Annotated in this window: 9 protein-coding genes; 7 read left to right on the forward strand and 2 right to left on the reverse strand. The window is 71.7% G+C overall.

The window, feature by feature from the left end; all coding sequences use genetic code 11:
• The first annotated feature begins 22 nt into the window (after positions 1-22).
• Together rsmA and OG322_RS22230 are read left to right on the forward strand one after the other, a co-directional pair.
• Positions 23-949: a 16S rRNA (adenine(1518)-N(6)/adenine(1519)-N(6))-dimethyltransferase RsmA gene (gene rsmA, locus OG322_RS22225; protein ID WP_329306830.1), complete on the forward strand. Its 927-nt coding sequence runs from the start codon at positions 23-25 to the stop codon at positions 947-949.
• A complete protein-coding gene (locus OG322_RS22230) occupies positions 946-1,839 on the forward strand; it encodes a 4-(cytidine 5'-diphospho)-2-C-methyl-D-erythritol kinase (RefSeq protein WP_124285181.1) in 894 nt (297 codons plus the stop codon). Before rsmA ends, OG322_RS22230 begins: the two co-directional genes overlap by 4 nt.
• Before the next feature lie 49 nt (positions 1,840-1,888).
• On the opposite strand, the gene OG322_RS22235 is transcribed toward OG322_RS22230, so the two are convergent.
• Positions 1,889-2,536: a lipoprotein gene (locus OG322_RS22235; protein WP_123462010.1), complete on the reverse strand. Its 648-nt coding sequence runs from the start codon at positions 2,534-2,536 to the stop codon at positions 1,889-1,891.
• A 194-nt stretch (positions 2,537-2,730) separates the two neighbouring features.
• Here OG322_RS22235 and OG322_RS22240 point away from each other — a divergent pair, with 194 nt between their 5' ends.
• From OG322_RS22240 to OG322_RS22260, 5 genes are all read left to right on the forward strand, one after another.
• Positions 2,731-4,548, forward strand: a complete 1,818-nt coding sequence (locus OG322_RS22240) for an ABC-F family ATP-binding cassette domain-containing protein (protein WP_123459822.1) — start codon at positions 2,731-2,733, stop codon at positions 4,546-4,548.
• Between the two features lie 170 nt (positions 4,549-4,718).
• Positions 4,719-6,461 (forward strand): outer membrane protein assembly factor BamB family protein, encoded by a 1,743-nt coding sequence (locus tag OG322_RS22245; RefSeq protein ID WP_329306831.1) that lies wholly within the window; start codon positions 4,719-4,721, stop codon positions 6,459-6,461.
• Positions 6,462-6,790: 329 nt separating this feature from the next.
• Complete coding sequence (locus OG322_RS22250; RefSeq protein ID WP_123459820.1) at positions 6,791-8,644, forward strand: outer membrane protein assembly factor BamB family protein; 1,854 nt, start codon at positions 6,791-6,793, stop codon at positions 8,642-8,644.
• 112 nt (positions 8,645-8,756) lie between these two features.
• A complete protein-coding gene (locus OG322_RS22255; protein WP_123459819.1) occupies positions 8,757-10,640 on the forward strand; it encodes an outer membrane protein assembly factor BamB family protein in 1,884 nt (627 codons plus the stop codon).
• Positions 10,641-10,852: 212 nt separating this feature from the next.
• Positions 10,853-11,548 (forward strand): response regulator transcription factor, encoded by a 696-nt coding sequence (locus OG322_RS22260; protein ID WP_123459818.1) that lies wholly within the window; start codon positions 10,853-10,855, stop codon positions 11,546-11,548.
• A gap of 41 nt (positions 11,549-11,589) precedes the next feature.
• Here the strand turns inward: OG322_RS22260 and OG322_RS22265 are convergent, their stop codons facing one another.
• Positions 11,590-11,895, reverse strand: coding sequence for a hypothetical protein (locus OG322_RS22265; protein WP_123459817.1), 306 nt, complete (start codon positions 11,893-11,895; stop codon positions 11,590-11,592).
• Between the last annotated feature and the right edge of the window lie 2 nt (positions 11,896-11,897).

Genomic DNA, 11,897 nt, shown 5'->3' on the forward strand with positions numbered 1-11,897 from the left:
CCGGCGGCCGTAGGCTTGACGGGTGAGCACCACAGAGCCCGACGCCCTCCTGGGCCCCGCAGACATCCGCGAGCTGGCCGCGACGCTGGGCGTACGCCCCACCAAGCAGCGCGGCCAGAACTTCGTCATCGACGCCAACACGGTCCGGCGGATCGTGCGGACCGCGGAAGTCCGCCCGGACGACGTGGTGGTCGAGGTCGGCCCCGGTCTGGGTTCGCTGACCCTGGCGCTCCTGGAGGCGGCCGACCGGGTCGTCGCCGTCGAGATCGACGACGTGCTCGCCGGCGCCCTGCCGGCCACGGTCGCCGCCCGGATGCCGGAGCGCGCGGACCGGTTCACTCTCGTCCACTCGGACGCGATGCAGGTACGGGAACTGCCGGGCCCGCCGCCGACCGCACTGGTCGCCAACCTTCCGTACAACGTCGCCGTGCCCGTGCTCCTCACCATGCTCGACCGCTTCCCGACCATCGAGCGGACCCTGGTCATGGTCCAGGCCGAGGTCGCCGACCGGCTGGCCGCGCGGCCGGGCAACAAGGTCTACGGCGTGCCGTCGGTGAAGGCCAACTGGTACACGGACGTCAAGCGCGCCGGCTCCATCGGCCGCAAGGTCTTCTGGCCCGCCCCGAACGTCGACTCGGGACTGGTGTCCCTGGTGCGCCGGGCCGAGCCGGTCGCGACCACGGCGAGCAAGGCCGAGGTCTTCGCGGTCGTCGACGCCGCCTTCGCCCAGCGCCGCAAGACCCTGCGCGCGGCCCTGTCCGGCTGGGCGGGCTCCGCGCCCGCAGCCGAAGCCGCCCTGGTCGCGGCCGGGATCTCGCCGCAGGCCCGCGGCGAGGCACTGACCGTCGAGGAGTTCGCCGCCATCGCCGAGAACAAGCCCGCGCTGCCCGAAAGCGACAGCGCCGGAAGCGACAGTGCCGGGAGCGACAGCGCCGGGAGTGCCGAGTGAGCGTCACCGTCCGGGTACCGGCCAAGGTCAACGTCCAGCTCGCGGTCGGCGCCGCGCGCCCCGACGGCTTCCACGGCCTGGCCAACGTCTTCCTCGCCGTCGGCCTCTACGACGAGGTCACCGTCACCCCGGCCGACGAGCTGCGCATCACCTGCTCCGGGCCGGACGCCGCCCAGGTCCCGCTGGACGCCACCAACCTCGCCGCCCGCGCCGCCATCGCCCTGGCCGGGCGGCACGGCATCGACCCCCGGGTGCACATCCACATCGCCAAGGACATCCCGGTCGCGGGCGGTATGGCGGGCGGCAGCGCCGACGGGGCCGGTGCCCTGCTGGCCTGCGACGCGCTCTGGTCCACCGGCGCCACCCGGGACGAGCTCCTGGCCATCTGCGCGGAGCTGGGCAGCGATGTCCCGTTCAGCCTGGTCGGCGGCGCGGCCCTCGGGGTGGGCCGCGGCGAGCAGCTGACCCCGGTCGAGGTCGGCGGCACCTTCCACTGGGTCTTCGCGGTCGCCGACGGCGGCCTCTCCACCCCGGCCGTGTACCGCGAGTTCGACCGGCTCACGGCGGGAACCCGGGTGCCCGAGCCGGCCGCTTCCGGCGCGCTCCTGGACGCCCTGCGGACCGGTGACACCGCCGCCCTCGCCGCCGCCCTGAGCAACGGCCTGCAGCCCGCGGCGCTGTCGCTGCGGCCCTCGCTGGCCGACACCCTGGCGGCGGGCACCACCGCGGGCGCGGCGGCCGCGCTGGTCTCCGGCTCCGGGCCGACCACGGCGTTCCTGGCCGAGGACGGGGCAGCCGCCCGCAAGGTCGCCGATGCGCTGATGGCCTCGGGGACGTGCCGCGACGTCCGGATCGCCACGTCCCCGGCGCCGGGCGCCTCGCTCTGCTGACCGGGGCCGCGCGGAGGCCGGCCGGCGGGCCGGCCCCGGCCTGCCGGGCTCAGCCGAGCCGCAGGCTCCGCTTCGCCAGCTCGAACGCGGGCAGCATGGCCCGGTGCTCCTGGGAGTCCAGCCCGCCCAGGTGCACCACGACCGGTCCGTCCGGCGTGGCGACGGCGAAGGCCCTCGCCTCACGCGACTCCTCCATGATCTTGCTGTGGACGGTGTAGGCGACCTCGGTCACCGACAGCTTCCCGACCGTGCTCCGGGTGTACGCCGTCCTCGACGCGTTCTCGTCGGCCGCCACGAAGTCCTCCAGCACCTGACGGGGTGTGCCGCCCTTGCCGTCGCCCTGCCACACCCGCAGGAACCCGATGTGCCCGGCGGGCTTCGCGTCGATCTCGCAGACCATGGAGACCGGGCCCTGCGTCCCGAGCGCGGCGTCCACGGGCGAGTCGGACTCGACGGCGACCGCCTGCGCCTTCCACCGCTTCGCCATGTCGAACGTGACCCGCAGCTCGCACCCGGAACCGGCGCCCCCGACCGTGCCGCCCTTGGCGGCCGTCTTCCCGGCAGCGCTCTTCGCCGCTGTTCCACCGCCCGGCTTCGCACCCGGTCCCGTGCCGTCGCCCGACTCCGGCGAACAGCCGGTCAACGCCCCCGCGACCAGCAGCACGGGGACGAGCCCCCGAACCGTACGACCCACCATGAAGTTCCCCACCCAGCGAAATCCGGGGCCCGCCCCCGGGGCCTTGATCATTTCGGGCAAGGTACCGCAGGCGCGAAGCCGTGCGGGGGCCGGTCCAGGACCGGCCCCCGCACGGGTGAGCGGGCGCTCGTACGGAGCTCCGCACCGTGGCGACTACGCTGAAGGTCAGTGTTTTCCTTCGAGCTGGAGCGTACGTGGCCGTCAACCTCGTCAATGTCGAGCAGGTCAGCAAGGTGTACGGCACCCGTGCGCTGCTCGACGGTGTGTCCCTCGGTGTGTCCGAGGGGGACCGGATCGGTGTCGTCGGTCGTAACGGAGACGGCAAGACGACCCTCATCCGGATGCTCGCCAAGCTGGAGGACGCGGACACCGGCCGCGTCACCCACAACGGCGGGCTGCGTCTGGGTGTCCTGACCCAGCACGACTCGCTCGACCCGCAGGCGACGGTCCGCCACGAGGTCATCGGCGACCTCGCCGACCACGAGTGGGCGGGCAGCGCCAAGATCCGCGACGTGCTGACCGGGCTCTTCGGCGGCCTCGACCTGCCGGGCTTCGAGCACGGCCTGGACACCGTCATCGCGCCCCTCTCCGGCGGTGAGCGCCGCCGGATCGCGCTCGCGAAGCTGCTCATCGCCGAACAGGACCTGATCGTCCTCGACGAGCCGACCAACCACCTCGACGTCGAGGGGATCTCCTGGCTGGCCGGCCATCTGCGCGCCCGCCGCTCGGCGCTGGTCTGCGTCACCCACGACCGGTGGTTCCTCGACCAGGTCTGCACGCGCATGTGGGACGTCCAGCGCGGCACCGTCCACGAGTACGAGGGCGGCTACAGCGACTACGTCTTCGCCCGTGCCGAACGGGAGCGGATCGCGGCCACCGAGGAGGGCAAGCGGCAGAACCTGATGCGCAAGGAGCTGGCCTGGCTGCGGCGCGGCGCCCCCGCCCGTACGTCCAAGCCGCGCTACCGCATCGAGGCGGCCAACGAGCTGATCGCCGATGTGCCGCCGCCCCGCGACACCAGCGCGCTGATGAAGTTCGCCAACGCCCGGCTCGGCAAGACCGTCTTCGACCTGGAGGACGTGACCGTCCAGGCCGGACCCAAGACGCTGCTCACCCACCTCACCTGGCAGCTCGGCCCCGGCGACCGGATCGGCCTGGTCGGGGTCAACGGCGCGGGCAAGACCTCGCTGCTGCGGGCACTGGCCGTGGCCGCCCGCACTCAGGGCGAGGAGCAGCCCGCGGCCGGGAAGGTCGTCGTCGGCAAGACGGTCAAGCTGGCCTACCTCTCCCAGGAGGTCGCCGAGCTCAACCCGAACCTGCGGGTGCTGGAGGCGGTGCAGCAGGTGCGCGACCGGGTCGACCTCGGCAAGGGCCGGGAGATGACCGCGGGCCAGCTCTGCGAGCAGTTCGGGTTCACGAAGGAGAAGCAGTGGACCCCGGTCGGCGACCTGTCGGGCGGTGAGCGCCGGCGGCTCCAGATCCTGCGCCTGCTGATGGACGAGCCCAACGTCCTCTTCCTCGACGAGCCCACCAACGACCTCGACATCGAGACCCTGACCCAGCTGGAGGACCTCCTCGACGGCTGGCCCGGGTCGATGATCGTGATCTCCCACGACCGGTTCTTCATCGAGCGGACCACGGACCGGGTGATGGCGCTGCTCGGCGACCAGTCGCTGCGGATGCTGCCGCGCGGCATCGACGAGTACCTGGAGCGCAGGCTGGGGATGGCCGGGACGACTGCCCCCGCCGCGCCCGCGTCGGCCTCGAAGACCGCCGCCGCCCCCGCCCCGTCCGCCTCGCCGCAGGCCACGCGTGCGGCGAAGAAGGAGCTGCAGAAGGTCGAGCGGCAGCTCGACAAGATGTCGACCCGCGAGACGACGCTGCACGCCCAGATCGCCGACAACGCCACGGACTTCGAGAAGGTGGCGAAGCTGGACGCCGAGCTGCGTGAACTGGTGGCGGAGCGCGATGTGCTGGAGATGCGCTGGCTGGAACTGGCCGAGGAGGCCTGACCGTTGGGCCGCACCCCCGTGCAACTGGCACGGCGGGTGCGGCTGGTGTGGCGAGTGCAGTTGATGGGGTCTGTGTGGCCTGTGGGGCAGATGGTAGAAAGAGATCTTGCCCGGCGCGGTAGCCGGACCGTGCCACACCGCAGGTGACAAAGGAACAGGGGGACGGGCCGATGAGCCAGCCGCCCGGACAGCAGCCGCCGCAGGGTGAGTTCGGAGCCCCTTACGGCCCGCCGCCCGAGACGTTTCCGCCCCCGGGCCAGGGCACGGCACAGCCGTCCGGTCCGTACGCGGCGCCCGCGCAGCCCGGCCCGTACGGACCACCCGCACCGCCCGCCCAGCCCGCGCCGGGATACGGATATCCGCCGCAGCCAGGCCCGTACGGTCAGCCGCCGCAGGGATACGGATATCCGGGACAGCAGCCGCCGCAGCCGCCGCAGTCCGGCGGGCCTCGGGGCGGGGGGCGTTTCCGCGGCAGGACCGGGACGATCGTCGCTGCCGTGCTCGCGGTGGCGCTCCTGGCCGGCGGCGGCATCTGGTTCGCCCTCGACGGGGACGGCGGGAGCGGGAAGCCCACGGCCGGACCGGAGTTGAGCTCCGGGCCGCCCGACCCGTCCCCCTCGCCCTCGCCGAGCAGGCGGAAGAACAGGAACGACGACCAGCTCAGCCCCGGCGCGGAGGCCGAAGCCGTCAACGCCAAGCGCAAGCCCGGCGAGGCGAAGATGCTCTGGCTCCAGGAGAGCGGCGTCGATCTGCCCGAGGGCGGTGAGGACGTGTACGGCCCGTGGATCTTCGGCGACACCGTCGTCAAGGCGATGTTCCACACCGTCACGGGCTACGACGTCACGGACGGCAGGCTCAAGTGGAGCCTGCGGCTGCCCACCAACGCGTGTGCGGCGCCCTCGCAGGCCACCGCCGACGGCAAGATCGTCCTGGGCGTCAGACACACCACCTCGGGTGACTCGGAGTGCAACGCCCTCCAGATGGTCGACCTCAGGACCGGCAAGGCCGGCTGGCACAGGTCGTACGTCCGCAAGGGCGTCTGGGACGGTCTCTCCGACCTCAGGATGGCGATCAACGGCGACACCGTGACCGTGGGGCGCACCTCCAGGACCGACGCCTTCCGGGTCAGCGACGGCAAGGTGCTGTTCGGGAAACTGCCGGGCAACTGCCAGCCGTTCGGGTTCGCCAGTGGCGATGTGCCCATCGCGGCGGCCAGCTGCCAGACCGCCGCGGACGACCACAAGGAACAGCTGGTACAGAAGAGGGACCCCGTCACCGGCAAGGTGCTGTGGTCGTACAAGGTCAAGAAGGGCTGGGAGGTCGCGCAGATCTACTCCGCCGACCCGCCGGTGGTCTCGCTCAAGAAGCCGGACAAGTGGGCGATCCTGGTGCTCAACACCGACGGCACCTACCGTTCCCAGCTCTCCGGCGGACCCGGCGACTACGCGCCCCAGTGCGACACCGACGTGGTGGTCCAGGGCATCAACCTCGACAACTGCCTCGGGGTGGCCGCCGATGCGGACACCTTCTACATGTCGACCGGGCCCGTCGACATCAAGGTCGGTGACGGCAACAAGGTCGCCGCCTTCGATCTGGCCACCGGCAAGCACAAGTGGACGGTCTCCTCCCCGGCCGACCAGTCCCTCAGCCCGATGCGGACGGAGGGCGGCAAGCTGCTGATGTACCTCGCGCCGAGCAAGGGCAAGGGGGGCGGCATCGCCTCGCTCCCGCCCACCGGCGGGAAGTGGGAGATGGTGGTGCGGCACCCGGCTTCGGGGGACGTCGTCGAGCGCGAGTTCATCGAACCGCGCATCGTCTATGTGGACGGACGCACCTTCATCGGGCAGACGAGGATCAGCGGCATCGACGACGAGGAGATCAGGACGCGGTCGTTGGTGGCTTTCGGCAGTTGAGGGATTGCGGGACAGCCCAGGGGCCCGCTCGGCCGGATCATGCCGGGCCCGCGGGGGTCCGGTCCGAGCGAAAGGCCCTGACGGCCGGGGCGTAACGGCGGCATCACGGGCCGGTTCTCCCTTGGGAACAGGGGTGGACCGAACCGGGGCCCGCGGTGGGGCGGGTGGTACAAAGAAGCCCCGCTCGACTGTCGTGACACTGCGGGATCCATGCCCGATTCGCTCCATTTCACTGGGGATTCAGGGGGTCTTGTCCGACTCCCGGAACCCCGGCGGAACCGCGGGGGAGTCCGGAACGGGCACCGGACCGCACGAAGGGGGACGCGCTGATGACCCAGCCGCCCAGCCAGCAACCGCCGCAGGGAGGCTTCGGCGCTCCGCAGGAGCCGCCGCAGGGGATACCTCAGCCGCCCCAGGGCCCGCCGCAGACGCCGCCGCCCGCGCAGCCGCCCCAGGCACCGGCCGCCCCGCCCGGTTACGGCTACCCGCAGCAGCCGGGCCGGCCGCAGCAGCCCCCGTACGGGCAACAGCAGCCCGGTCCCTATGCCCAGCAGCCGGGTCCGTACGGGCAACAGCAGCCGGGTCCCTACGCCCAGCAGCCCGGTCCGTACGGCCGGCCCCAGCAGCCGGGCCCGTACGGCCAGCCGCAGCAGCCCGGTTACGGCTATCCGCAGCAGCAGTACCCCGGCGCACCGGTCGCCGCAGGTCCGACGGGTCCCGGCGGCCGCAACCCCTTCAAGGGGAAGCCCGCGATGATCATCGGTGCCGCGGTCGCCGCGCTCGTGGTCGTCGGCGGCGGCGTCTACCTGGCCACGAGCGGCGGGGACGACGACAAGAAGCCCGTTGCGCAGAAGAGCACCGACGCCCCGAAGCCGTCCGTCTCGCCGTCCGTGGACGAGGGCGACGGCAACGGGACCGGCCGTGAGGGCGACGACGACCTGAACGCCGGGCGCAAGCCCGGCGAGGCGAAGGTCCTCTGGCTCCAGAAGAACGACGTCGACCTCCCGCGCACCGGCGCCGACGTGTACGGCCCGTGGATAGTCGGCGACACCGTCGTCAAGGGCATGTACCGCACCGTCTCCGGCTTCTCGGTGGCCGACGGCAAGCAGAAGTGGACGCTGAAGCTCGGCACGGACATCTGCTCCGCACCGGCGCAGACCACCACCGACGGCAAGATCGTCATCGCGGTGAAGAACGGCACCACCGACAAGGCCGACTGCTCGGACCTCCAGCTGATCGACCTCAACACCGGCAAGGCCGGCTGGAAGAAGCCGGTCAAGAGCACCGGTCTGTTCGACGTACTGACGGACATCTCCCTCGCGATCAGCGGTGACACCGTGACGGTCGGCCGCATCGACGCCTCCACCGCCTTCCGGGTGAGCGACGGCAAGGAGCTGTTCGGCAAGCGCGACGGCAAGTGCCAGCCGTTCTCCTTCGCGGGCGGCACCAAGCTGATCGCCGCCACCAGCTGCCGCACCGACGACCTCGACAACCCGCAGCACGAGGTCGAGGAGATCGACCCGGTCACCGGGAAGCCCAAGTGGACGTACAAGCCCGCGCGCGGCTGGGAGATCGACAGGTACTACTCGGTGAGCCCGCTCATCGTCTCGCTGACCAAGGGCAGCGGCGACAAGAAGCAGTGGAGCCTCCTCGCGCTCAAGGAGAACGGGTCGCTCCGCTCCCAGGTGGTCAGTGACAAGGGCGACAAGTTCGATACCAGCTGTGGCCAGTCCTTCGCCGACTTCGGCAAGTACGTCGACGGCTGCGAAGGCGTCACGGCCGACGCCAACACGCTCTACATGGCGACGCAGGACGACACCAGCGGCTCCGCCCGGACCAACAAGGTCATCGCGTTCAGCCTGAACACCGGCAAGACGAAGTGGAAGGCGAACGCCCCGGCCGAGCGGACGATGCGGCCGCTGCGGATGGAGGGCGGCAACCTGCTGCTCTACGTGGGCGCCGGCTACAACAAGGGCGGCGGGATCGCCACCCTCGCGCCGACCGGCGGCGCCCCGCAGATGGTGCTCCAGCACCCGGACTCGACGTCGCTGATCGAGAGCACCTTCTACGACGAGAAGGTCCTCTACACGGGCGGCCGTTCGTTCATCGCGAGCGGGCGGGTCAGCGCCGCCAACGACAAGGAAGAGCTGGAGACGAAGACCATGATGGCCTTCGGCAAGTAACGGCTCACCACGGCACCCGCAGGAACCCGGCCGGCCGCGGGCGGCGGCAGACCCGCCCGCGGCCGGTTCCGGCCCACCGACTGATCCCCCTTCTCCAGAGGTACGCAACGCCATGACGCAGCCGCCCCAGCCGCCGCCCAACGAGCCGCCCCAGGGCGGGTTCGGCGCACCGCAGGATCCGCCGCCCGGTGGTTTCGGCGCCCCGACGCCGCCGCCCGCCGACCAGTTCGGCAAGCCGCCCGCCACCCAGCCGGCCCCGCCCCAGGGCGGATACGGCGCCCCGCCGCCCGCCGGCCCGCCCCAGCAGCAGCCCGGCTACGGCTACCCGCAGACGCCGCCGCAGGGCCAGCAGCCGCAGCCCGGCTACGGGTTCCCGCAGGGCCAGCAGCCGCAGCCCGGCTACGGGTTCCCCCAGGGCCAGCAGCCGCAGCAGGGTTACGGCTATCCGCAGCAGGGCCAGCCGCCGCAGCAGGGCTACGGATACCCGACCACCCCGATGCAGCAGCCGTACCAGCCGCCGCAGAACGGGAACGGGCCGAAGAAGTTCTCCACCCAGGCGAAGATCATCGTCGCCGCGGTGGTCGCCGTGGTGCTGATCGTCGGCGGCGGTCTCTGGTACGCCTCCGGCGACGGCGGCGGCAAGAAGAAGGACGAGGCTTCCACCTCCTCCGGCACCGACGGCGAGAGCAAGGGCACCGACGGCAAGGGCCTCGACGGCGGCGGCAAGGAGAAGGTCCCCTCGAACACCAGGGGCACGGTCGCCTTCCAGCTGCCGCAGCCCAAGGTCACCGACGTCAGCACGGTCGACGGCTCCTGGCTGACGGACAAGGCGTACGTGAAGACGGGCGTCAACGAGGTCATCGGCTACGACCAGGACAAGGGCACCAAGCTCTGGTCGATCCCGCTGTCCGGCCAGGTCTGCGCCGCCTCCCGGCACATGAGCAAGGACTTCAAGACGGCCGTCGTCTTCGAGGAAGGCAAGCGGACCGCGGCGAACAAGTACCAGACCTGCAACCACGTGGCCGCCCTCGACCTCAGCACCGGCAAGCTCATGTGGAGCAAGACGGTGATCGCCGCCACCGGCGGCGACGACCCCGTCCGGTTCGATCAGGTCACCCTCAGCGGCACCACGGTCGCCGCGGCCGGCGGCGAGGGCGGTGCCGCCTTCGACCTGGGCACCGGCGCCGAGCGCTGGAAGCCGAAGGTCAGCACCGACGGCTGCTACGACACGGGCTACGGCGGCGGCGAGGCACTCGCCGTGGTCCGCAAGTGCGGTAAGTACGACGACCCCCAGCTCACCATCCAGGCGCTGAACCCGACCACGGGCGCCCCGATCTCCACGTACAAGATGCCGCCCGGCGTCGAGTACGCGAGCATCGTCTCCACCAAGCCCCTGGTCGTCGCCGCCGACGTCGGCGACACCGCGGGTGACGGCAGCGGGATCTCCGACTTCTTCTCGATCGACGCCGCCACCGGCAAGCTGCTCGTCAGGATCCCGGCCGACGCGGAGAAGTACGCGGCGAACTGCCGGTCCACCGAGGTCGAGAGCTGCCAGCAGCTCGCGGTCGGCAACAACCGCATCTACCTGCCCACCGAGGAGCACGAGGGCGGCGGCGAGTACGGCGACACCAACGAGATCGTCTCCTTCGACCTGACCACCGGCAAGCAGACCGGTGACCGGGCCGACGCGGGCGACCGCTACACGATGTTCCCGCTCCGCATGGACGGCGGGAACATCATCGCGTACAAGGAGCCCCCGTACGACAAGGGCGGCCAGGTCGTCTCCATCGACGGCAGCACCCTCAAGCAGACCGTGCTGCTGGAGAACCCGGACGACGAGTCGGTCCGGGACGCGGAGACCAGCTTCTCCGCGGACTACGCCGAATTCCGGTACGGCAGCGGGCGGCTGTACATCTCCCAGACGGCGATCAGCAAGCCGCGGGAGGGCTCGCTGAACGACAAGGAGTACCTCGTCGTCGCGTTCGCCGCGAAGTGATCTGACGTCAGCACCGCCCCCGGCCCTGCCGGTCGATCAGTCGACCGGCAGGGCCGGTCGTTTTCCGACCGTCAAGTGGGCGCGAACGGAACACGATTGGGCATTGAGTGGGCCTTCTGCCGACTAAGGCGCCCGCAGCGTCGAACAAGCGTGTAACTTGCCGGGTCTAGAGGGCCGGGGGGCCCGTTGCCGGTGCTACGGGGGGTTGCTCGATGGGCGTGCGGCTGATGGTGGTCGATGACCACCGACTGCTCGCCGAGGCGCTCGCCTCGGCGCTCAAACTACGTGGCCACCGGGTGCTGGCCGCCGCCGCGCCCACCGCGGGAGCGGCGGACCTGGTGGTCAGCAGGGCACCGGAGGTCTGCCTGTTCGGCACCGCGGCACCTGCCGAACCGGGCGCCTTCGAACCGATCGTGAGGATCAGGCGCGAGCGTCCGCAGATCGCCGTCGTGGTGCTCGGACCGGTGCCGAGCCCGCTGGGGATCGCGGCCGCCTTCGCGGCCGGCGCGGTCGGCTACGTCCGTCACGACGAGCGCATCGAGGGCGTCGAGCGGGCGATCGTCAAGGCGCGGGCCGGTGAGGCGGCGGTCGCGCCGCAACTGCTCCAGGGCGCCTTCGCCGAGCTGCTCAACCCGGCGGCCCAGCCGGACGACGAGGGGCAGCGGCTGCTCCAGCTGCTCACCCCGCGCGAGGTCGAGGTCCTGGTCAGGGTCGCGGAGGGCGAGGGAACCCGGCTGATCGCGGCCGGTATGCGGATCGCGCCGAGCACCGCCCGTACCCATGTGCAGCGGGTACTGATGAAGCTGGGCGTCGGCTCCCGGCTGGAGGCGGCGGCCCTCGCCGCCCGCACCGGCCTGCTGGACCGGGCGGCCGTCGGGACGCGGCAGGGGCCGGGCACCGTCGGCTGACGGTGCCCGGCCCCTGCCGGTGGTACGGGCGCCTCGGCGGGTCAGCCGCCGGGCACGTCCGCGGTGTCCGGGGCGTCCGGTACGGCAGCCGGCGGCTGGGCCGGCCGCAGCTTCAGCCAGACCAGGAAGAACAGCCCGAGCGCCAGCATGGCCAGCCCGGTCCACAGGTTGATGTGGACGCCCTCGGCCTTCTTCAGGTCCGCGTCGGACGGGCTGATCCCGGCGACGGTGACGATGACTCCGTAGACCACGAAGAGGCCGCCGATGATCCGCCTGATGTCGAAGAGGCGGGCCGCTGTCGCGGACTTCTTCTCCAGATCGGAGACTTCCTTGTGCAGTTCGGACATGG

Source organism: Streptomyces sp. NBC_01260 (assembly GCF_036226405.1).
GTDB lineage: Bacteria > Actinomycetota > Actinomycetes > Streptomycetales > Streptomycetaceae > Streptomyces > Streptomyces laculatispora.

Coding starts and splice junctions, on each gene's coding strand:
- OG322_RS22250 (WP_123459820.1), top strand. CDS start 6,791: ATGACCCAGCCGCCCAGCCAGCAACCGCCGCAGGGAGGCTTCGGCGCT.
- OG322_RS22235 (WP_123462010.1), bottom strand. CDS start 2,536: ATGGTGGGTCGTACGGTTCGGGGGCTCGTCCCCGTGCTGCTGGTCGCG.
- OG322_RS22265 (WP_123459817.1), bottom strand. CDS start 11,895: ATGTCCGAACTGCACAAGGAAGTCTCCGATCTGGAGAAGAAGTCCGCG.
- OG322_RS22255 (WP_123459819.1), top strand. CDS start 8,757: ATGACGCAGCCGCCCCAGCCGCCGCCCAACGAGCCGCCCCAGGGCGGG.
- OG322_RS22260 (WP_123459818.1), top strand. CDS start 10,853: ATGGGCGTGCGGCTGATGGTGGTCGATGACCACCGACTGCTCGCCGAG.
- OG322_RS22245 (WP_329306831.1), top strand. CDS start 4,719: ATGAGCCAGCCGCCCGGACAGCAGCCGCCGCAGGGTGAGTTCGGAGCC.